General features: G+C 46.6%; 12 protein-coding genes. 1 reads left to right on the top strand and 11 read right to left on the bottom strand.

Annotated elements, in window-relative coordinates; all coding sequences use genetic code 11:
• Positions 1-11 precede the first annotated feature (11 nt).
• The 11 genes from NH568_RS20620 to NH568_RS20670 form a co-directional block, all read right to left on the bottom strand.
• The gene (locus tag NH568_RS20620; protein WP_253050470.1) at positions 12-5,156 is read right to left on the bottom strand and encodes a non-ribosomal peptide synthetase; all 5,145 of its coding nucleotides are present in this window, start codon (positions 5,154-5,156) and stop codon (positions 12-14) included.
• 26 nt (positions 5,157-5,182) lie between these two features.
• The gene (locus NH568_RS20625; RefSeq protein ID WP_253050472.1) at positions 5,183-6,796 is read right to left on the bottom strand and encodes an MBL fold metallo-hydrolase; all 1,614 of its coding nucleotides are present in this window, start codon (positions 6,794-6,796) and stop codon (positions 5,183-5,185) included.
• Between the two features lie 9 nt (positions 6,797-6,805).
• Entirely contained in the window at positions 6,806-7,645 is an 840-nt protein-coding gene (locus tag NH568_RS20630; protein ID WP_253050474.1) for a homoserine O-succinyltransferase, read from the bottom strand.
• A 24-nt stretch (positions 7,646-7,669) separates the two neighbouring features.
• Positions 7,670-8,707 (bottom strand): Ldh family oxidoreductase, encoded by a 1,038-nt coding sequence (locus NH568_RS20635; protein WP_253050476.1) that lies wholly within the window; start codon positions 8,705-8,707, stop codon positions 7,670-7,672.
• Complete coding sequence (locus NH568_RS20640) at positions 8,707-10,011, bottom strand: PLP-dependent aminotransferase family protein (RefSeq protein WP_253050478.1); 1,305 nt, start codon at positions 10,009-10,011, stop codon at positions 8,707-8,709. Before NH568_RS20640 ends, NH568_RS20635 begins: the two co-directional genes overlap by 1 nt.
• A gap of 24 nt (positions 10,012-10,035) precedes the next feature.
• Positions 10,036-10,518, bottom strand: coding sequence for a VOC family protein (locus tag NH568_RS20645; protein ID WP_253050480.1), 483 nt, complete (start codon positions 10,516-10,518; stop codon positions 10,036-10,038).
• Positions 10,519-11,068: 550 nt separating this feature from the next.
• Positions 11,069-11,440: a nuclear transport factor 2 family protein gene (locus NH568_RS20650; RefSeq protein WP_253050482.1), complete on the bottom strand. Its 372-nt coding sequence runs from the start codon at positions 11,438-11,440 to the stop codon at positions 11,069-11,071.
• A gap of 47 nt (positions 11,441-11,487) precedes the next feature.
• Positions 11,488-11,859: a hypothetical protein gene (locus tag NH568_RS20655; protein ID WP_253050484.1), complete on the bottom strand. Its 372-nt coding sequence runs from the start codon at positions 11,857-11,859 to the stop codon at positions 11,488-11,490.
• A 348-nt stretch (positions 11,860-12,207) separates the two neighbouring features.
• A complete protein-coding gene (locus NH568_RS20660; RefSeq protein WP_253050486.1) occupies positions 12,208-14,472 on the bottom strand; it encodes a DPP IV N-terminal domain-containing protein in 2,265 nt (754 codons plus the stop codon).
• A gap of 166 nt (positions 14,473-14,638) precedes the next feature.
• Complete coding sequence (locus NH568_RS20665) at positions 14,639-17,266, bottom strand: TonB-dependent receptor (RefSeq protein ID WP_253050488.1); 2,628 nt, start codon at positions 17,264-17,266, stop codon at positions 14,639-14,641.
• Positions 17,267-17,660: 394 nt separating this feature from the next.
• Positions 17,661-18,830, bottom strand: coding sequence for a PQQ-binding-like beta-propeller repeat protein (locus NH568_RS20670; protein ID WP_253050490.1), 1,170 nt, complete (start codon positions 18,828-18,830; stop codon positions 17,661-17,663).
• Between the two features lie 374 nt (positions 18,831-19,204).
• On the opposite strand from NH568_RS20670, the gene NH568_RS20675 reads away from it, so the two are divergent.
• Positions 19,205-23,629, top strand: coding sequence for an AMP-binding protein (locus tag NH568_RS20675; RefSeq protein WP_253050492.1), 4,425 nt, complete (start codon positions 19,205-19,207; stop codon positions 23,627-23,629).
• The last annotated feature ends 67 nt before the right edge of the window (positions 23,630-23,696 follow it).

Genomic DNA, 23,696 nt, shown 5'->3' on the forward strand with positions numbered 1-23,696 from the left:
AACCAACGGCTCTACTGATTCAGTAAAGCCAGGTCTTGTGCAGACAACATATCAAACGCCTGCTCCGCTTCTTCTGCATCGGTGGTTCCTCGCGAACACACCGTTGACAACTGACGTATGGTCTGGTGTTCAAATATGTCTGCCACCGCAATACTCAGACCTTGCTCTTGTAACCCGGCCACGACCTGAACTGCGTTTATCGAGTCACCGCCCAGCTCAAAGAAGTTGTGGTCTATACCTATATCACCATGTTGTAAAACCTGTTGCCAAACCTGACAGAGGACTGCCTGATGTTCATTTTCTGGTGCAATATAGGCCGCAGAAGATTCCACTTTAACGTCTGCCAACATCGCCTTCAATTTACTTCGGTCAATTTTGTCATTCGGTAACACTGGCATTACATCTAGCTGCATACAAGCTTGAGGGATCCAGGCAGCGGGGAGATGGCGGCGCATTTGTTCTTTAATCTGCTTAAAAGTAGGAGGAGACATTGAGTCATTACTCACAAATAACACTAATCTTTCCTCACTCTGCATAACCACGGCATCAGCAATCCCCGGCATACTTATCGCGGCAGATTCGATTTCTTTTGTTTCAACCCGAACTCCTTTAACTTTGATCTGGTCATCAACCCGACCAAGATAGTACAGCGCGCCGTCTTGCCTCATCTCAACCAAGTCACCGGTCCGATATTCAATCAGCTCATCGGAAGTAGCGATAAAGCTGTTGTTTGTTTGCTGTTTGTTGTTCACATATCCATCACCCACACCTGCGCCAGCAATGTACATTTCACCCATGTGTGTGGATATGTGACTGTCACTTGCAACTCTTACTTTCGCATTGATAATGGGTCGGCCAATCGGCCAGTCGGCCTCTACGTCAATGTTTTTAACATGACTTTGATGTGCAATCGAGATATCAGTGCACTCCGTTGGCCCGTAAATATTCGCAAGTACACAATCGGTAGACTCATGATTGATCCACTTTTTCAGGCGCTGCAAGTCCGTTGCCTCGCCACCTAGTGCAACAAAACGCAAAGAGCGCAATTCAGAAAAATCGTCGCTCAGCTCCAAAGTGGGATAAAAAACATTGGGTACACAATTGATGGCAGTAACCTGATGCTCGCGGATCATCGTCAACGTGTTCTGTGCATTAAAGTGTCCATTTGGGGCCAGGACAAGCTTTGCACCGACCAAAAGAGGTGCAATAAGGTTCTTAATCGCGGCATCAAAACTCAACGGGATAACCTGTAGCATCACGTCTTTGTCACAAAGCTCAGCAAATTGCACGTACCAGTCACACAAGTTGACAAGATTGCTATGCGTAATTCTGACTCCTTTGGGCCGGCCTGTACTACCGGAAGTGTACAACACATAAGCAAAATGCTCGGTGCTGTTGGGGACCAGATCTAGTTTTATATCCAGCGGCTCAGCAATCACCTGACGAATGGTACTCATATCAAAAACAGTTGCGCCACAGTGTGCCAATACAGGGTCATCCTGAGCGTGCGTAAAGACAAACTCAACTTCGCTATTTTGTATCATGTAGTCGAGGCGCTCATCTGGATACTGGGGATCCAGGGGCACAAATGTTGCGCCAAGTTTCATCGTTGCCAGCAATAACAACACCTGATCTATCCCTCGTTCAAGATGGATGCCGACCATAGTGTTTTTGCCTACCCCTATTTGTGCCATCAAAGTAGCCAGTCTGTCCACCTGCTCTTTAAGATCAGCATAGGTTATCGCAGCTGACGCATCGATGATGGCAACTTTCTCCCCCTGCTGTTGCGAGGCGCCTAAAATACGTTCCGTGAGATTCAAGCTCTGCGCTGTTTGCTGCTTTTCTCCCTGTATCCACTGTGGTGCGCCTCTTTCTTCAACAGCAGATGCTAGCAGCGTTTCAAGTGGGTTATTAAGCGCCTCAGGAAGTTGTGTCAATACTTCAAAGTATGAGTCCAGAAGACTCGTTATACTGTGCTCATCGAACAAGGCAGTTTTGTAATGACACACAGCTTTAAGGTCTCCATTTCCCCCTTTACGGACCTCCATAGTGACATCAAACTGTGCAGAAGCAATCGTGTCCTGATGCGGTGATACAACACAGTCAGGAAGAGAAAATGACTCATTGACTGCATCATGATATAGAAATTTTACATTAAATATCGATGTACTGTCGGTCCCTCGCGCAAGCCCCAATTGCTGTACCAGACTGTCGAATGGCATTGACTGATGAGACAACGCCTCTAACACCATTTGATGGTTGCCGTTGAGCAGCTGGCGAACGCTCTCTTTGGCGTTCAGTAAAGTTCTCAGCACCAGCTGATTCACAAAAAATCCGACAGTTTGTTGAAATCTTGGATCAGTTCTGTTTGCCACATCAGTCCCTATGGCAATATCGCGCTGTCCACTCAAACGCTGTAATACAATTTGAAATCCGGACAACAATACTGAAAACAGACTTACTTTCAGCTCAACATTGAGTGTTTTAAGCCTATCCAACAGCGGTTGAGGGAAGTCAGCTGCGACAGTACTGCCCTGATAGTCTGGTTTCTCAGGCGCACGCTTATCTGTGGGCAACGGAATGCGGAACTGACAGTCCTTAAGCTGTGTTGACCAATACTCTGTATGTTTTGCCAAAGTGCCAGGGAGCTGTTCTGTTTGTACATGGGCATAATGTAAATATGAACCAGCCGGGGCCAGTGTTTTGCCAAGATAAACTTGCTTTAGCTCGTCCAACAGCACAGACATAGACGCAGCATCCGTGGCTATATGATGAATATTAAATACAAAATAAAACTCGTCCTGAGATACGATAATAAGCTCAAAGCGATAAATCGGTCCCATGGCTAAATCAAATGCCTGCCCCTGGTTGAATTTCAATCTCTCTGCTAACTTTACAGCTTGCTCTGACGGAGCAAATCGACTGATATCCGTCACCAGATAATTGCTGTGAGTGAACGGAGCAATGCTCTGAGTAACATCGGTGCCATCAAAATGATAGGTTGTGCGGAAGATTTCATGCCTTTGTACCAGTTTATCGATAGACTGTGAAAATAGTGGCACATTAAGTTTACCCGCTATTCGAAAAGCACCAGGTACATTCATCAATGTTTTGCTCTTCTCTACCTGATTAATAAACCATATTCGCCGTTGTGCAGAAGACAGTTTTCCCGTGGACCCCCCAGTGAAATCCGAAATTGCTTGCCTGCTTTGGCAAAAATGTACGTCAGTCAGTGACTCTGCTAATTCTGCGGCGCTGCTGTGCTCATAAATCCATTCAAAACTCACCTGGATGCGTAGCTCAGTTTCAAGCGCATTGATCAGTGAGCCGACCTGGAGAGAATCGGCCCCAAACTCAAAAAAGCTGGTCGTGGCAGCCATACCTGGCTGTTTAAATACGCGTCGAAATACACTCAGTATGTCTGAGCTCAAACCACTATCAGAGGTAGCTGGTTGATCAGTTCCTTTAGCCACAGGAGCTGTGGTGCTGCCAATCAGGGCCAGTTCACCGGACTGAAACAGGTGCTTACATCGCGCACGCTGTACTTTACCACTGGAGGTGCGTGGCAAGGTTCCTTTTTTAACAAGTAACACTTGTGCTGATAACTCATATTGTTCAGCAATGTTTCTCTGCGCCGCCACGATTAACGACTCAGCTCGGTCGCCTTTCGCATCGACGGGCTTTACTTCTTGTATAACAAAGACCTGCTCACCCTTTGAGGTATCTGCCGTGAAGGCAATCGCTGCATTTTCGATGAGCTTATCATGGCTTGTGAAACAGCAAATCTCTATATCGGTTGGGTAATAATTTTGTCCGTGAATAATAAAAATATCTTTTATACGGCCACAAACAAACAAAGCTTGCTGATAAATAAATCCAATGTCACCGGTACGTACATAGCCACCGTCACCAGAATCCAGAGTTGCGTTAAACACTTCTCGGTTCAGCTCAGGCTTATTCCAGTACCCGGGAGACATGCTGTCACCTTTTAACCAAATTTCTCCCAACTGACCTGCTTCGAGCTCCTGGTGGGATACCGGGTCAACGATAAGGCATGTCTGGTTTGCGGCCGGATAACCACAGCTCACCACCGAACTGCTGGCCCCCATCTTCTTTACAGCCAGGTTTTGTGACAGCGATTGACGGTGAAATGCCTGTACAGCATCCTCGCTGTCAAGATAACGACCAGTAACAAATACCGTTGCCTCCGCCATCCCATATGCAGCATAGAACGCATGTTTATTAAACCCGGCGGGAGCAAAGCGGGTTGCAAACTGTGTAAGTGTCGCGGCATTTATTGGCTCAGCCGCATTAAAGGCTATTCGCCAACTGCTGAGGTCATACTGGTTGATTTGTTCATCATTCAGGCGCTCACAGGCCAAATCATAAGCAAAGTTTGGTGCCCCACAAATCGTCCCTTTGTATTTACCAATGGCCTCAAACCAGCTACCCGGTTTTTGGGCAAAATGAGAAGGGGTCATGATAACTGAATGACTGCCTAGATATACTGGAAGTAATATCGTATTAACCAATCCAAGATCATGAAACAATGGCAGCCAATTGACGAAAACATCCTGTTGCGTGCATTGTGTCCGCTCAATTAGCGCCCGTAGATTCGCAAGAATGTTTTGATGCGTAATTTGCACGCCCTTCGGCGCTCCGGTCGAGCCCGAAGTATACTGCAAAAATGCCAGCTCAGAGTAACATAACTCACCCGAGCAGGGAACCTGGTTCATCAATTGTTCGGGGTTTAACAAAGTGCATTGTGAATAATCATCTGATTGTTCTAAGTAGGTTTTTAACTTTGGATAATAGCTGTTACTCGTAAAGGCGACCGTTGCACCACTGTCATTCATTACTGAGCGGATCCTGTCGCTGCGCTGCTTAATGTGAGGAGGGTAAAGTGGCACTGCGACAATACCGGCATACAAACAAGCAAAGAACAGCTGAATGTACTCTAATCCCGCAGGACAGAGTAGAATCGCTCTTTCTCCAGGTTTTACATAATTGCGCATACTAAGTGCCAGTGCTTTGCTATTCGTTTCAAGCTGCGCAAACGTAATCGAATCTTGTTCTTGCTGATGATGAAAAGTAAACGCTGTGGACTGAGGCTGCTCGGCAGCCTGTTTATCCAGAATATTTAATATTGTGTCCATGGTCAATTCCCGTCTAATTCTTTTGCCTAAGCCAACTCAGGAGACATTTCATGTAATAGAAATACATCCTTACCACACAGCTTCTTGGAGGTAATCCCTTGTGCTTTACAGTGCTTTACTAGCTTCTCAGCCTCGACTATCTGCACGTCATCATCGTTATAAGAGATCCCCATAAAGTAGCCAAACCACGGCTCCAGACCGAGCGCATAGACATATACCTCATTCGCACCAAACGCTTCTGCAATCGCCGAAGCTGCGGTAAAGTCCGAGCCGTTGAAACGTCGGCTCTGATTTTCCTCGTCACTGATAGTTCGAGTTAGCAATGGTCCGTACAGCCACTTCAAAGGCCCGCCTTTACACTCCATGCCAATAAACAACATATCCACATCTCCGATTTCCCGGTGCAGGTGGTCAAACAGTTTAGGTTCAATGTTAGATGAATCGGCAGCGCACAGAATTTTCTTCCCCTGCACAGAGACAAGCCAGGCGCTCTTACTTCGGATACTGACATCTGCGTGTTCTCCAAAGAAAGGGATGGCCTGAATGAAGCCATTCATAAACCCGAATTTATCGAGATCTTCACACTCAATCACTTGCTCAAAACCAAGCTGATTCAGCATTAACTTAATGGACGGATCTGGCAAAAAACCACTATTGCTTTTCGGGACCAGCACAGTCTTAATTTTGTGACGTAACTGAACCAAAGTTTCAATACACACATGATCCATGTGCGTATGCGTCAGCAGGACATAATCTACACGCTCAGGTAAGTCTCTGAAGGTTATTTTATTGTCATGTTCATCATTGCGATACGCGATGACGGGGTCAACCAATACATTTACCGTATCGCTTTCTACCATAATACCCGCATGACCAAGATAGCTGACTCTTACTTCCCCCTGTGCAACGGGTTGATGACGAGACCCGCCATCCTCCGTAAAGAGTGATTTAAAATCAAGCCCCCCTTCAAGCTCAGCCCCTGCAAACAGACGCTCTATCTCAGACATCTCAGCCCCTGTATCGCGCATTTTGAACAGTTCACTCACAAAAGTTGAGTTAAGGGGTACTGAAACGTGTAAATGGTTTTGATCTGCTAATCTGGGGGTACTCAAAACAAACGGCCGTTGATCACTTTGTAAGTTCCCCAGACTGATTGCCTGAGCTTCTTCCCTGTAAAAAGGACTACGGTAGAGTAAGCTTTCGATAAAACGAAAAGAAGGTTGATTGTTTAGGTCATAATGCAACTCGACATAACCCCGAAGTATTTCTGGGATTTGCTCATAAAGGGGCTCCATGGAACACCCTTTTGCCTGATTCATTAGCAGCTCGTTGAGTGTCTTAACGGCCTTTGAAAACTCGATAAGTTCAGCATGTTCAGAAGTAGAACGATCTATGATTTTCTGGACTGTCTGTGCAGAATCCGCTGATAAATTCATCAAAGAACTGCCGACCATCGCCTTACTCGCCGCACTTAACTCATGGATTTTAGCATTCGCAACAAACGATTTCATAACACGCAAGTGATGGTTTGCCAGGTTCATTGCAGCTGTAGCCGGCGACAATAAATAGGGCCACATGTACCAATTATTAAACAAAGGCTCAAAATACACATCTTCTCGTAAAAAATACTTTTTATTCATAATGTTGCTCTATGCTGATATTCTTGTTGAATTGTTGACCAGAGACAATTCTTTACGCGACTTCTGAGTGCGCACTTTCTCAAGCCAATATTTAAATAAAATCACGGAAAATGGTCGCCAGCTGTCAGATCTGTTATTGATTTCAACGCCTGCTGGTTTAGGAGTGTGCGGATCCATCGCCAAATCCCGCTGCCACTCATTAAATAACCTGTCTTTACCATATTCAGGATGGGCAATGGAGAACAGATTAATACCATTGTGCGATTCCAAAATCGCGTGTTCAATTTGACTATTCTGCCGAGCTATCACCCTGAGTTGGTGTTGCTCTGTTAAACGGCTGACATCCTGGGCATCAAAGCGAGCTTGAATACTAAAGGGTAATTGGACTGAGCATTGCTCTGACAGTGCAGACGACCATTGAGGGTCACATTGTAAGTTAAATACGCCAAACTCTTTATCACTGAGCAACTCCCGGTTGATTCCGTACAGCTCTCCAAGCGCCAGTGCCCCCCAGCAAATAGCAAATACCGGCAACTGCTGTTCAAGTGCTTCCTTTAGAAATGGCGACAACTCTTGCCAGAATGTGACCTGCGCATAGGGAATGGTTTCGAAAGGCGCACCACTTAATATCAGACAATCCATGTCAGGCAAGACCTGATCAATGAACTGATAATGTTCATTGATGAACTCAGCTGGCACATTCTTATATGCTTTCGACCTTAATCTGAGCCCATGCAACTGAAAGTTGTCATCACTGCATTGCAACACATTTTGCATTTCTTCATGATAGTCTTGCGTATCAGGCATCAGATTGATGAAACCAATTTTAAGGTGTTTGTTATTTTTCATGGGCTCACACTTGCGAAATTATTGTCATGTTGGTTGATAAAAGTCGGTTACATCCAGATATGGCGCAAGCACCTTGACGACTTCCTCGTCCAGAGGGATACCTTGCTCGTGGCGTTGCACCTGAGCCTGATGCTCTTTGTCACCAGGTACAAGCACCTGCTGTGCTTCCAGCGCGCGACTCCTTCTGATCTCAGCCATTAGCGTGCTTAATCTCGCCCTGAAACGGGACTCATCCAGAAATGCATTGACCTTAATCGCAATAAAAAAATGACCAACCTGTCGAGGGGTGTCGAATGGCTCTGTAAACAGGTGAGACAGCTCTGTATCCGTTGGCATATCAGCAAGTAATGCAGACAATATCTGGACCAAAGTTGCAATGCCTTGCCCTTTATAGCCGCCTAAAGGTTTTAAAATGACATTGTTTAATGTGGCATGATCAATGCCATTTACCACCCAATGCTGCGGCAACGGGAGGCCATGGGCCAAGTGTTGCTTCACCTTTGAAAACGCAATTTGGCTGGTTGCCATATCGAGATGGAAGTACTCATCCCCTTGTGCCCTGATACAACAGGCGAGAGGGTTGGTCCCTAACACCTTTGAGCAGCCAAGGTCTGGTGCCATTAATGCATCTGCATTACTAAAACTAAGTCCTATCAAGCCCTGCTGAGCAGCGAGAAATGAAAAATATCCTGCAGCGCCAAAGTGATTCGAGTTCCCAACAGATACGGCGCCTATTCCAAACGTATTCGCCTTTTCCACTGCCAGATTCATAGCTCGATGTCCCGCCAGTATTCCCAGTGCTCCATCCGCATCTAGCCTTGATGTGGCAGGCAGATGGGCTGACTCAGTCATATTGGCCCGCCTGTTAGCACGCCCACCTTGTAACTCTCTGAGGTAAGTTGGTAACAAGGCAATACCGTGGGTGTCAACACCGCGCACAGAAGCAAACAGCAAACTATCTGCCACAATGCCTGCATCTGTGGGGGGGAGATCGTACTGTTTCAGGCAACGGACAACGGCATTGTGCAGTATCTCGGGGGTTGCATGGTAAGGGATTCGCACTAAGCTCGCTCCTGTCTGTCAATTCGCAGTTTTTGGGCTGCCAGCTTTTCTATGATGTAGCGTGACAAACGCTCGACCCCCAACACAATCTGATCACGGTCCAGGTTGCTAAATGCCAGACGTACACAGTTATCAAACTGGTTATCCTGAGCAAAATAAGACATGGGCATGCAGATGACCTGATGGTGTTGTGCACACTGAGCCACATCCTGCGAATTAAACTTGAACGGTAGGGTTAACTTTAAAAAGAATCCGCCTGCCGGTATATTCCAGCTTACCTGATCTCGATAATCCGCAAAAAACCTCTCAAGTGCCGCGACCAGGGTGTCTCGATTGTCTAGGTAGGTTTTGCGAGGCTGCACCACTAGCGACTCAACGGAACACTGATTATCGAGCAGCACCCCGCCCAGGATCGCTTGAGTGATCTGGGATGTATTGACCGACAAATAGCTTTTTAGGGAGGATAATTTATCTGACAGGGCCTGTTGTCGCTGCACATCACCTAAAAAGTGAGGAGGCAGTATCAAATATCCAATTCGAATTGCCGGACAGAGTGTTTTTGCATAGGTGCCAAGGTAGATTACACACCCAGACTCATCTAGTTGATAGAGTGCGGGTTTTGGCTCACCATTGTATTGAAACAATCCATATGGGTTGTCTTCTAGTATTGCGACATCATATTTACTACAGAGTTCGAGTATCTGTTGCCTGGCCTGTAAACTAAGCTGAAGCCCAGATGGATTATCAAAATCTGGCATCAAATAAAAGGCCCGAGGTCGTTTTTTGTCTGCTATTAGCGCTTCAATTTTAACACCCAATGTCTGAAGTAACTGTGCTTCATGATGGTAATCGACGGAACATACCTCAATATCGAGTACGTCAGCGAGGCCGGTTATACCGATATAAGTCGGATTGCAAACTAACAGAACATCATCCGGTTCCCGACACAAGGAAAGTAAGCACAATGCCATTGCTTCCTGGCAGCCATTGGTGATGATAATATCTTTATCACAACAATTTATTCCTTGGTCTTTGCGAACTTGCTCAGCAATTAACTCGTTGACCACGCCATTGGTTTTTCCATACTGACTAATAAGTTGCTCTGCGCGTTGATAAGATATGCCCTGTTTCACTGAAAAGTGCTCAATGAACTTTGCTGCACTCTCTAACCATCTCTGTATATTAAAGTGCTTGTCAGTTGGTCGACCGGAAGCAAAAGAAATAGCCTCTGGATAACGGTAAGAAATTTCGTTAAGAAAATTCATGACATCGACTTCAGCTTCGCGCGATGTAAATTGATTCATAAGAGTTGCTCTCTTGTGCTGCGCTTAAAATTCATCATGCCTTTCAAGTTGATTGAATAGTTGATGGACACTTTCTTCCTGAAAACCCGTCTCGCCCGTTCTTTGTATGAGTTCATACATCATTCCATCACATTCGTTTCGTCTCGAGAATATCTGCTTCAACCCCTGACCATTGATTACATCAGTACTAAAACTCATGCCTTTTTCAGCAAGTGCCGCAGCACTTCTTTCAAGGTCGTCGACTTCGAAAGCGACATGCTGTACACCTTGTCCATAGCGCTCTATATATCTGCATACCTGAGAATTTTCGTCCGTGCCCTGGATAAGTACAATGCTAAAAGCACCGGCATCGAGAACACAGGAGCGCATCCCACTGCTTACGCCTTTGGTTACTCGTGTTTCAATGACTTTCATACCCAAAATATCTTGGTAATACTGCATGGTACTATCAAGATCACGAACAGCAACGGCAATATGATCCAGACGTTTAAATGTGTTTTGTTCCATAAAAGTAACTCCAATTAAAGTATTCAATAACAAAAAAGTTCTTCATATCTCACGCGTGAGTAGTTTTATCTGAATTTATTTTCATTTAAAATCAATAGATTAAGACCTATCAACGAATTGAGTTTCGTAACACTTAAATACATAGGCCACTATGCAGTAGACAAAAGCGTTTGAACAGCGGACCGAATACTGGCAATAAAACAAAAGCACACAATCTACAATGCCTGCATTGATACACTGTCAGATTCCCCAATAAAGAAACGTTGCAGATGCAAAGGATTGGTAACGGAGAAATGCGCTACTTTTTTGTATTATGGAACATGACTTTTTGTCTTCACGACATAGACTATGTCGTAAAATATGCATATATTTTCTGGCAGCCTATAGCTAATTCAATTGAATGTCAAATTAAGGGACGAACAACACTCCCCCAAATAAGGAACATAATAAATTGAATATGCTAAACTTTTGCCCTACAAAATCTCAGATTCGGCCCTAAGCCAGGGTTTTACCTTCCCATCTCAGTCAGCCGGCCCAAGTTACAGCGCCTTTAAATAAGATTAAATGCCACACAGGCTGTGCCCTGATGATATTTCAGCTGCCATTTATCACCCTCTAACACCCAGACCGAACAACGCTGCGCAAAATCGGACGCCTTACCCTCTTTATCGACCAGCGCAGATTGGTAACGTAATAAATGGACGCCCGGAGCCAATTCATTGCAGTGATAATTTTGCGAATGCACGCTCAATTTTGACGGCGTTTCGTTGCCCATCATGGCAACAATAGAATCAAAGTTATAGCAGGTGCCCGACATACCCACCTCAGAAAAATCGACATGTAGCAAGCGCTCTATGGCGGTGCGGTTTTGCCTTGTTTCATACTGGTGTAACGCTATTTCCTGTGCAATTAAAATATCCATATTACTGCCTTGTGTACTCACCTCACCTGTTTACTTATTAACATAATTTAAGCACTTCGGGTAAAATTTTGACTTACATCAGAAAAAAAACATAGACTCAGGATAATGCCTGTTAGCATGCCTTCAACCGCAAATAGTGCATCCTGAGCACTGGAGGACACAAAAAAGTCTGAACCAAAGAACCCGAGTAAGTAGACTGCGGGCATGCTCACAGCATAGACCCAACGTCCAATGTTAGAGAAGGTAAGTAAAGACACACTAGCAGCTAATCCTGCAATGGATAGAAAACCGATAACCCAGTCCAGTACCGTCAATGCTGTTTGCTGAGTGTGCGCCTCATATTCGGCTAGCAATGGAGGTAAATCTGGCGAACTGAAGACTGCATGAAGGAGGGTAATAACCAAGGTCAACCAACTCATTAGTACTATTGTCCTGAAAATACTCACACTCATATTGCATCCTCTGCGTATTCTGTTTTTCTACAATTAAGTCGATTATAAAGAAAACCCAAAACAGGTCCAGCGTTGATTTAATCAACAATTTGATTCGCCGGGCACGCAGAGAAACAAGTATTGAACGCGACCCGGCTGCAACCTGATCTCAGTTATACCAATTTGCTTAATTAAGTGTTCTATTTTGAGGCGAGAAAATATCGTCGATAACGAGGCAAAAATTTCGCTATTTGGTTGTTCTAAATGAGAAATTTTTAACACTGTTAGTGACATATTTGCTCCTTCAAATTGAACAGGTATTAAGTGAAATTGGTATTACTTCAGATGGCGCAGGAAATAATCCCACCTGAGCCGCACAAAATGAGGGTGTTCGTCGAGCACATGGCCCATATTGGGATAGATCATCAAGTCAAAGTGCTTATCTGCCTTGATCAATGCAGACACCAGCTGCATGGTTGCGGCAGGATGAACATTGGTATCCAGCTCGCCGTGTGCCAGCAATAATTTGCCTTTGAGGTGTTTAGCCCAATGCAGATTAGACTGTTTGTCCCACTCAGGTGTTACCGGGTATCCCATCCAGATTTCGTTCCAGCCCGCCTTGTCAACTCGAAAATCATGGTTGCCTGAAGCCGCGACTCCGACCTTGAAGAAGTCCGGATATTTAAACAAAGCATGAGCCGTATCATAGCCACCAGCGCTAAAGCCAAAGATCCCGACCCGATCTATATCTATAAAGGTATATCGCTTTGCAAGCTGACGGATAGCAGCAACATGATCATCAGCACCACCGCCGAGGTTTTTAAATGAATACTCATGGAATGTCCGACCCCGCTTGTTGGTGCCTCGTCCATCCATTTTTATCACCACAAAACCCAGTTCAGCCAGTGCATTCGCCTGACGCGAGTAAGTGTTAAAAGACTTAGGTGTAAAAAAGTTATGTGGTCCCGTATATATGTCGTCAATTACGGGATAGCGTTTGCTGGGATCAAAGTCTGATGGTAAATACATCAAACCATAAACAGTCGTCTTACCATCTGCCGCAAGTGCTTCAAAAGGTTTTGGTGGACGCCAGCCAGTTGCCATCAGCGCACTGATATCAGCACGCTGAATCTCTTGCAAAACCTCACCCGTGTGACTATCGCGTAACACAGTGACTGGTGCCTGGGTCGCAGTTGAATAGGTATCAATGACAAATTTAAAGTCAGGAGACAGGCGCGTATCATGCTCTGCTGCTTCAGGAGTAAGCAAAGTCAATCCACTGCCGTCGAGATTAACTCGGTATAAATGCCGAAAATAAGGATCTCTGTTTGGTTCTCGCCCTGACGCTTCAAAATAGATCTGCTTGCGTTTGATGTCCACCCCACGGATCACCCGAACCGTCATCTTTCCCTGTGTAATGGGGTTGAGCAATTTACCACTACTGGCCTGATATAAATACAAATGCTGAAAGCCGTTACGCTGAGAGCTCCAGATAAAAGCGTCCCGCTCAGGCAGCGCCCGATAGGTCTGTACCCAGGGATCGACATATTTATCATCACGCTCCTCAACCAAAGTACGAACCTGAGCTGTTTGCGGGTCAATTTCCCGCATAAAATACTGACGATTCCCTCGTCGACGGTCATGGTAAACATAGCGACCGTTTTCCTGCCACCAGCCCCACAGCGCACTACCATAATAGGTCTGCATTACCGGCGGCACATCCAGCTTTGTCGCTCGCTTTTTCGCAATATCCACCAGCACCAAGCTGGCTTGTGGTAATGTCTCCTGCCCTGCCGATGGGTAATAATAATGCACTGCTTTTGGCCTCAGGCTCGTCTCATGATCAGACTGAACCAGGGTATATAAGTCTGTGCCACGGCGATCCAGCTGATAGGTGATTAGATAGCGGCTGTCTTTGGACCACGCCAGTGAAACGCCTTCATGCTGATAGTCTGTGCCCGCCTTAAAGCTGCGAGCCGGATTCGGATGAGTTGCAGCATAGGGGTTCTCCTCAGTGCCATCCCGGGTAAGTACAGTCCGCTCTTTCGAGTGCCGATTGACTAATACCAGATTGTGGTTTTCAACGACCACCTGCCAAAGTCCATTCGCAGAGACGCCTTGTTCTGGTTCTTCGGTCTGCGTTAGCGCCAGGTTGTCACAGGTGTATTCAGGCAAGATACAAGACCATTGAGTCTGTTCAATATTAAATTCCAACCGAGACTCGCTGAGCGTAATTTGCTTGAATGGTAATCGCGCTGCTGACACCTCTGTCAGGCCCTCTGCGCGCAACACATCCGCAATTTTCTGATGATCAAACGCAGCAGACTGTGTGTTCTTACTCGGGTCAACCAGCACAAAGCGGTGACCTTGGCCGTGCTGCTGAACAAACCAAAAACGACTCCCCTCATCCAGCCAGTTTGCAGCCAATTTATCGTTTTTGACTAAAGAGGCGAGATTTTGCGGCAAAAATTGTTCAGCCCGTAAATAGAGCTTCTGACTATCTCTTTGTTGCTCTGCCTTTGATTTCCCGACGGGAAGGCTCTGACAGGCTGTCAGTATCAGGCTTGAGCTGACTAATAGTACCAGTGTGCGTTGTAACATAAGACGGTCTCCTAAACCAAAAAAGCCCACCGTACTAAAGTGATTCGGGTAGGCGGGAGAAATACCAGGTTTTCAGCCCAGTAGGGCTGAGCTTGGGCTGCTCAAGTGAAAATACCGGCTGCCATCCACGGGCATATACTGATGTACATGCCCGTCAGAGTTTCATTTAAAAAGAATAGGTATACTTAAGCTGAATGGTTCTACCTATGATGTTGTGAACACGTGTAGTGTACCCTCGAGTGTATTCGTCATTGACCGGCGGCAGCTTGTCAAAGGCATTAGTCACAATGACCTTAAGCAGACCGTATTCATCAAAATTATACCCAGCGCCCAGATTGACGGTGGTCATTGAAGGAAAGTCCTGCCATTCTTTGCCAATTTCAATGTCTTCTGGCGATTCACCATCGAACGAACCTATGTATCGGACGGTTGCGAAACCTTCGAAATCACCATAGCGATAATTGGTTTTGAAACTAGCCCGATACTCGGGTCTGTTAATAAAACCAACATGCTCATAAACAGGATCCGAATTGGTCTTCTGGAATTCATACTTAAGTACTTTGCTCAGTTCTAAGTTGAATTTCAAAGTCCCCATGTCTTCAAGATCAACTCTGGCGGCGAATGACGCATCTATACCCGATGTATCCAGGCCCAGATAGTTGGTCACAGTAGAGCCAATCTCAACCATTTCATCTTCACGAGGCAATGATGTGTCACGCTTAACATACAGCCCACTGTAATTACCCAAGTTACCTAAGTATTCTTCATCAAGTACCGTGCGCCCGCTAATGTCTTTAATCTCATTGGTGATCTCAATATTCCAATAATCTAATGTCATATCAAAATCTTCTGTTAGATTATAGGCAAAGCCAAAAGACACCTGCTCTGATTCTTCTGGCTCCAGATCAGGGTTTGAAAACGAGCGGACTGGCACGCTTTGATTGTCACATAAGTCTGACGTAGCGCGTTGCGCTTTGGGAACTGGGTTGCAATACTTAGGATCCCATAACCCATAGTAGCCAATACTTTCCTCACCGATGGCTTCATTCAGGTCTGCCACACGAAAGCCCTGACTGAAAGAGCCTCGAACAACCAAATCTTCTGTCACTTCATATCTGGCAGACAGGCTGCTCGATAACTGCCCCTGATCAGGCAAGCTATATGAGTCATACCGAGTTGCAGCAGAGACGGTCAATGTATCAAGTATCGGCGCTTCAACCTCTAAATAAGCCGCCCGATAATTTCGGCTACCCACAACATCGCCACCATAGGCGCCTTTGACGTTTCCTGAGTTTGACTGTGCATCTTGCTCATCAAACAATTCCAGTGAACGGTATTCGGCCCCGATAGCATAGCCAATTGCACCACCTTCGAGCTCAAATGGGAGTGTGCTTGACCAGTCAATCGTTACGGCCTTGGTCGTACTTTTACCCAGTCTGTGTTGGCTATGACGAAAGCTGTCCAGCACCTCTTCTGTCGCTTTATCACCACCACCATACGCAAGGGGGTTGTAGAGGCCCTCTTCAACCGCTTCATCAAACTTATCTACGAAATAGTAGTAGTTTGACTCCTGCACAAAGCTATCTTTACTATGTGCCAAATTAACTGACAAACGACCTTCATCAAGGTCCCAGTTAATACCGGTGTTGATATCCAGTAACTCTGTTCTAAATGTAAACTCTCTGGGTAATGCGCCTTCCATGTAGTGGTAATATGTAATATCACGTGCGTCGGCAGTGCCGGCTGTAGGGTTATTTACGTGATCTGCTGCGAGCGTACCACTCGCCCACATAGGAGTAGCCGATGTGAAGTTCTTATCACGTGTGTGCAAAATGGAGTTATAGAACTCAACATCATCATTAATTTCATAGGTAAAATTGGTGAAAATTGATGTTTTTTCAACCTTTGGCAAGTAGTACTTCCCATCGAAGACATCGTACCCACATTGCTTACCCATATTACCGTCACGGTCGCGAATGTTTTCTGTAGGGCAGTCCGGGCCCGGGCTATAAATCCGCTCCCCATCTTCATTTTCATAGCTGTATGACCCCCACGGAGAATAGCGAGAACTCCAGCGCTTTTCATTATGCTCTGCATCTAAATGAGGGCGGTCACCGCCGCGCAGGCTTTCGTTCGTCTGGTGCTCCAACACAACAAGTATCGAGCTTTTATCATTGCTGGTGCCATAGGTCAGTGCGCCACCTTGCTGCCCTGCTCCACCACGAGTTGCTTGTGATGCATTCACGGAAAGCTGCATACCGTCATAGTCTTTCTTGGTAATAATATTGATAACCCCACCCATTGCATCAGATCCGTATATTGATGATGCGCCATCCCGCAGGATCTCAATTCTTTCTACTACTTCAATGGGTATCAGATTGACGTTTGTGCTTGAGCCATAGTTTGAAGCTGACGTTGCTACACGACGGCCATTCACTAGCGTGAGGGTACGGTTAGAGCCTAACCCCCTGAGATTAGATGCGGAAAAATTACCCGCAGAGTTGTTTGAGTGGGCAATAGAAGTACCTGCTGAGTTAAAAATACTTTCAGCCAAAACACTGGCTATGTCGTTCAGCCCCGTTGCCACTATGTCTGATTTCGAAATAACAGAGACGGGTTTCGCTGTTTCCATATCTGTTCTTTGGATCCGCGAGCCTGTCACCTCTATCCGCTCAGGCTCATTCGCTCCACTTTCATCATTTGCTGCGGCAAACGAATGACCACTGGCAGACGCGACCGCTAAAGCAATCATATTCATGACAAAAGCCCGACTTACATTCCCATTGTGACGCATTACTGTACTCCTACGTGTATCAATTATTATTTTTCCTGATGGAGCAATTACCAAATTCAATAATTTGTCCCCAGTATCATACTTACGCTACCCTCAATGCATATTGTATGCAATATATTAAATATCAATTCAGCAAAAATATGACAAAAGTATGGTTCTAAGCACAATTAAATAAAGTAGGAAAAAGACTTAAAAACACAGTTATCAATCTGAAATTAAAGGAAAGAATTACCCTCCCTTCTACGCACTTAGAGAACCAGGAAAATAGACTTTAGTAGTAAAGAAATATGACAGCACCAGATAAGTGCTGCCTGAGAGAGAAATGTTCAGCTATTTTTAGATTTACCAAATCTAAAAACAATCCGATTTTTATCAACTAAGAAGAGCGACGCCATTACTCTTCAAAAACATGCACATAACCATCCAGGTCCGGCACTATCACTTTGCCATAACCCACAGCCGGCGCACCATAGACACCACCGTGCACAAACCCGTCAATAGCTTTGGGTTGATAGTGCCACTGCTGCTGACCTGTCTGACCATCCACAGCAAAGAAGCCGCGCTTGGTCTCATACCAGCCGGGTTCATCATGGCCTGTCGCACCGATATACACAGTGCCATTGCTCACAACCGGCTGTCCCCAGCTCCAGCCACCGGTTTCGAATTGCCAGATCAGGTTACCACTTCGGGCATGAAACTTATTGAGTAAGTTGGAATCTGAGCTGCCGATATAAAAGTGCTCACCATCTGCGGCGGCTGTTGCCGATGACTCAACCCAGGAACCGCCCGGATACGCTTGTTGCCATAGCAGCGCACCACTGTTTGGGTCCAGTCCATACAGATGGGTGTCCCGAGAGCCTATCACCAGCACATCGTCCACCACCAGTGGGCTGGAAGTCAGTGCTCCTTTGGTTTCATATTGCCAAACCCGTTCACCACTTTGTGCGTTCAGGGCATACACCGAGCCATCCCAGCTGCTGACAAACACTAAGCCGTTGTAATGTGCTGGTGTGGTACGAATTTTACCCTGGGTTTTAAAGTGCCAAAGGACCTCACCAGAAAATCGCGAAAGCGCATAAAGCTGACCATCGCCACTACCGATAAAAACTTTATCGCCGTGGACCAGCGCACTGGATTTGGTATAGTCAAACTCCCATGGCGCATGATCGGCCGGTAAAATGCGCTCTACAACCGCATCATTCAGACTGGTGCGCCACAATAACTTCCCCTGCCAGCGATTGAGCGCATAAAGGTAACCATCATCGCTGCTTACAAAGATCTGATGATTTTTTATAGTCGGCTTTGAACGCACCAGGCCACCCGTTTTAAACGACCAGGCGAGTTTGGGTCGGTCAATATTCAGAGCATAGAGGTGGCCATCATCACTGCCAAAATATGCGGTATGGTCGCGCAGCGTAATGCCTCCCCAGTTTTCTCCTTTCACCTGATAACTAAACAGATAATCGCCACTTGCAGCAAGTGCAGTCTGAGCGACATCATGGCTGAGCCCGGCAAGTAGTAAACTGGCCAATCCAAATTGTTGAAGTGTTTTTACTGAGTTCATGGTGTTCTCCTTATGTGGTTTGCAGTCACACTGGAGAAACACGGCTTAAATGTCCTGAAAGTGTGCTGAAACATTCTTAAGGATCCTTAACCCTAACTATTTAGTTTTCAAACCGACTAACGAAATACTGTTAGACCTCTGTTTTTAAAGCTTTTAATTTTCATTCTCCAGCGCTAAACCTCTTATCAATGACAAAAATATGAAATTATTTATACAACTTCACATTCTTTGCGCATTTCCTTTCTAGCTTTAAATACAGCGAAGCAGTCGGCTGCTTTGAGTACATTTTGGCACCGTTTCACGACACATCAGACCTGTGGGCAGAGTTCTGGGATCAGTACTAAAACGGGCAACGCCACAGAAGGAATATTGAAATGAACGATTTAACAACCAAACAACATACACTGAATGCGTTTAAATCACGTGTTATCTCACAACTGGGCTGCCACGAGCTGGTCCATGAACAATTGCAAATTGCGAACGACAGTGTACTGAATCCCGACACCCTGAAATACCACATTGGAGGCTTGTTTCATCTGCGAGGAGATCTTTGCGCACAGGACCTGGTCAAACAGGTTACTTTAGTATTTAACCACCTGTGCGGCGAAAGCGAGCTGGATCTGGATATGACACAGACACTTGCCGATCAGGCACAGGCCCGGGCATTTTCTGAGCAATTTAAACAACGTCCGTTTGAACTGGCACACGGTGCACTGGTGCGTATTGCATTAAGACCCGCGGCACAGGGGGGCTATTTTTTGGTGTTAGTTGTCCACCATATTTTACTCGACGGGCTCAGCCTTTACCGGCTGTTTTGCAAGGCGCTGGCGATGCTATCGATGTCGGTTGAGAAGATCACCACCGAACTGGCTCAGATGCGTTATCACAATACGCACAAGTACTCGGCCCACCATCTGGCATTCTGGCAGACATACCTGCAAGACTTACCCGATTTTATGTTTGACTATATTCCGCCAACACAGGCAGGCACACAGACACTAAGCGCACACTTTTCGGTGCCCAATACTCAGATACATGCGCTGCAAAGTCTCTGTCAGCAACACAATGTGGGTTTTCATGTTTACATTGCCCATCTGCTGGGTGAATTCTATCAGCATCATTTTAAGCAGTCCGTGGTGGTTGGGTATGCGCTCAATAATCAGCGCAGAGACCAGCACAGCTATGGCATGTCATCTAAAGTGCTACCACAGATAGTGTCGCCAGCCGGGCAAACCTTTATCGATTCTGTCAAGTCGCTACAATCCGACTTTAATCAGCTGTTTCGAAAAAGCCAGGTACCGATTGGTGAAATCAATCAATGTGCTGCGGTGTCGGCCAGTGCCCGCAATTTGGTGTTTGATGTCATGATAAACTACCTCAACCCCGGCGCTTTGCTGGATGATATAGACGGGGTCGAGCTTACCAGTGAAATGCTGGTGCAATCCGATCACTCTCATCCGGTGTCTGTTAACTTAGTATATAACGAGCACAGTGGCATGGAGGTCATGCTCAGTGCCAATCCGGCTTACGTGACACCAGCACATCTGCAGCAACTGAGCGCACTACTGGAAAAAGCGCTGCGTCAGGGCGCACAACAGACACTGCAGTTTAGTCAGCCCCATGAAATCCCAGCGCTGAATGAATGGCAATTTACACGTGGCAAACGTCACCCGTTGAGCGCTTCTGACCTGCCAGGTCGGGTGATCCGCTGTACTGCAAACAATACTCCCGAGGCCGTTGCGATCCGCGACCACCATGGAAAACAGTATAGTTATCAACGGCTTAATTCACACCAACAAAAGATTGCCCATTGGTTGCTTGCCAATACCTTGGCGCAGCAAAACATCGCGGTGGTTATGGAGCATACTGCCGATATGGTTGCAACCATGCTGGCCTGCCTGAACACGGGCCGGGTGATAGTGCCGGTTAACGTCGATGCTGAGGTCAGCTATGTCGAAGACATACTTACCCGTGCCAAAGCAGCGTGTGCAATTGTGGACAACCCACACTGGGCCAGCGCACTTAGCCAGTTTAACGTTGCCACCATAGAGTCTGTCTTTGAGCCGCAAAACAGCGCAGGTGCTCAGTTACATAACCACGCTGTGTGTCTGGATTCACTTGCTTATCTGGTCTTTAGCTCCGGTACCACCGGTGTGCCCAAAGGTATTATGCTGGCACAGCGCACACTGGCAAATCTGTGCCTGCATCACCGTCTTGATCCCAACTTGTCTGCTCCGGCACACGTGCTGAACACCACAGCTCTCGGTTTTGATGTGGCCATCCAGACCATACTCACTACACTGTGCTGTGGAGGCACTTTACATCTCACCACCTCAAATGTGCGCAAAGAAGCGGCCAATATTCTCGATAATGTCGTCAATAACCAGATCTCCAGACTGATAGTCACCCCCAGTTTGCTGCATATACTGGCCGCTCAGGCGAGCTTTATTGAGAACCCATTTAAGACGCTGAACCAGATCATTGTGTCTGGCGAACAAATGGTGATGAGCGAGCAGGTACGTACCTTCTTACAGAACTCAGGCGCCACTTTAATCAATCAATACGGGCCCGCCGAAACCCATGTGGTTACTCAGCACAGCCTCCATGATTTGGCCTCGCTGGCCAACGGCGATGCGGTACCCATAGGTCGGCCTATATGCAATGTCAGGCTGGCGATGCGTCAAAGTAGTCACCTGAACAGCGACAACCAGGGAGTGTTATATATTGGCGGCCCCAGCGTAGCGCTTGAATATATTCAGGCTCCTCAGCTCAGCGCCGAGCGATTTGTCCACTTGCCCGCACCTGCACACGCATCGCTGTTTTTTAATAGCCGGGACCGTGTTATCAGATTGCCAGAAGACAGATTATTGTTCAGCGGCAGGGAGGATGACTCGGTTAAGGTGCGTGGCCGTTTTGTAAACCTTAAAACGGTGGAAAAACGACTCATGGCCATCGCTGGTGTCGCCGATGCCTGCGCGACCACATACCGTAGCCATGGTGTGATGAGGCTGATTGCCTTTGTGACCTCCACCGCTAAGGAGCACGACCTGTCATCTTTGAATATTCGTCAAAAACTCCTTAATAGCGCACCAAACTGGCTGGTGCCAGACACCTTAGTGCCCACTGGCACTTTCCCAAGAACCGCTAATGGCAAGGTCGATACCAGGCGTTTGCTGGCCGAGTTTGAAAACAAACAACACGCTCTAACTTCGACTAACACTGAGCAGTCCAGCCAGAAAAGCCTCATTGAGCAACAAGTGCTGGCCGTACTGGCACAAAAATGCAGTGTTCATCCACCCACCCTTGAGGAAGACTTACGCACCTGTGGCATGGATTCACTCAGTATCATCATCTATCTGACCCATTTGTCGGAGACCTTTGGACTGCAACTTAATACCGATGACTTTATCGCGAATCCAAGTGTGGCAACTATCTCTGCCTATATTCAAACGGCTCAGACCACCTCGCCAATCTCTGTTGCACCAGGTCAAAAGGTGAAAAAGTTAGGCAAAGATCATGCCCCGGCGACCTTCACTCAGACGAACATTTTTCGTCAGTGGCAGCAGGGCAACCTGTACAATATGTTTCAGTGTTTTGCGGTTCAGGGCACAGTATGCCCAGCGCGAATGCACCTAGCCTTTGCGCAGCTGGTTAACAGCACCCAACTGTTTAATAGCCGCTTTGAAATGCGTGGCGATACCCTGTGGTGTTGCAACAATGGCGCTGACGTATTAAATCCTTTCGAGCACATCGACCTGAGTCACCTCAGCTCACAAGCGGCTCAGGATGCACTCGAGCTGCACTGTAGTGAACAAAAAAGCCATCGCTTTGCACTGGAGCAGGGCGAATTGATCCATGTAAAACTACTTACTTTGCCACACAATCAGCAATATCTGTTGCTGAATATACATCACATCATTACCGATGCGGTCTCAAACATTAATATTATCAGTGCACTAAAGCGATACTATGATCAACAATCAGAGCAGACACCACACACGCAATCGGTAGACTTCTTTGACTATGCCTGGGAAGAGCAACGTTTCTTCGGTGCCGCTGAAGGTAAGCAGATTGTCAGCGACTACCAAAAAGCGCTGACCCAGTATTCACCCTACCCTAAATTCAGGCATTTGAATGGTGCACTCTGGACACCGTCGCTGTATCGGACTCAGTCTTGTACCCTGGTGGATTTCTTCAGCCAGTCTGCTGCACATACGGGCGTAAGTCAGATCCAATCCCTGGTAGGCGCAATATGTCAGGTCTTTTCAGGCTATCTGATGACACCCGAGATCCTCATGGCGGTCACCTTTACCGGACGGACTTCAAGAGAAACACGCGATATGATAGGCCCGCTTTACAAAGTGGCCCCGTTGTTGGTCAAACCCGATGAGACACACGACTTTAAAGCGTCCGTCGCCTCGGGGGTGGCCAAAATCTATAATGAATGTGTGCCTGAGTTCACTCAGGTTATTGCACAGCCGTCGCTGCGCGAATATTTGCCCTACTTTAAGCTCAATTACATTACCAACAGTAATCAGCTCCTGGCGCTCGACTTTGATGGCTTTACACTACAACCCGAAGATCATGGCGATCAGGAAGATGTGATCAAAAACATGGGCGTTTCACGGCGGGTGCCGCTTAATATTGTCGCGGTGCAGTCAGGTGATGATCTTGTTATGAACTGGCACTACGTGGAAGGTGCTTTGTCCGACACTATGATATCAAGCATGATAACCGGCTTTTCAGAGTTACTAATTATCACTGAGCAGAAGGCGCCACTGAAATGCTATGGGGAATAGCCAAGATAGCCTGACCCACTCCGCAACCTAGCCTCTATAACTCCCATCATTAATCAGCCCGGCTTTC

This window comes from Pseudoalteromonas sp. XMcav2-N, from assembly GCF_024124545.1.
Lineage (GTDB): Bacteria > Pseudomonadota > Gammaproteobacteria > Enterobacterales > Alteromonadaceae > Pseudoalteromonas.

Bases quoted from the DNA above. Each gene is read 5' to 3' on its own strand.
- NH568_RS20675 (WP_253050492.1), top strand. From the start codon at position 19,205: ATGAACGATTTAACAACCAAACAACATACACTGAATGCGTTTAAATCA.
- NH568_RS20640 (WP_253050478.1), bottom strand. From the start codon at position 10,011: ATGAATCAATTTACATCGCGCGAAGCTGAAGTCGATGTCATGAATTTT.
- NH568_RS20650 (WP_253050482.1), bottom strand. From the start codon at position 11,440: ATGGATATTTTAATTGCACAGGAAATAGCGTTACACCAGTATGAAACA.
- NH568_RS20665 (WP_253050488.1), bottom strand. From the start codon at position 17,266: ATGCGTCACAATGGGAATGTAAGTCGGGCTTTTGTCATGAATATGATT.
- NH568_RS20660 (WP_253050486.1), bottom strand. From the start codon at position 14,472: ATGTTACAACGCACACTGGTACTATTAGTCAGCTCAAGCCTGATACTG.
- NH568_RS20625 (WP_253050472.1), bottom strand. From the start codon at position 6,796: ATGAATAAAAAGTATTTTTTACGAGAAGATGTGTATTTTGAGCCTTTG.
- NH568_RS20670 (WP_253050490.1), bottom strand. From the start codon at position 18,830: ATGAACTCAGTAAAAACACTTCAACAATTTGGATTGGCCAGTTTACTA.
- NH568_RS20655 (WP_253050484.1), bottom strand. From the start codon at position 11,859: ATGAGTTGGTTGACCTTGGTTATTACCCTCCTTCATGCAGTCTTCAGT.
- NH568_RS20645 (WP_253050480.1), bottom strand. From the start codon at position 10,518: ATGGAACAAAACACATTTAAACGTCTGGATCATATTGCCGTTGCTGTT.
- NH568_RS20620 (WP_253050470.1), bottom strand. From the start codon at position 5,156: ATGGACACAATATTAAATATTCTGGATAAACAGGCTGCCGAGCAGCCT.
- NH568_RS20630 (WP_253050474.1), bottom strand. From the start codon at position 7,645: ATGAAAAATAACAAACACCTTAAAATTGGTTTCATCAATCTGATGCCT.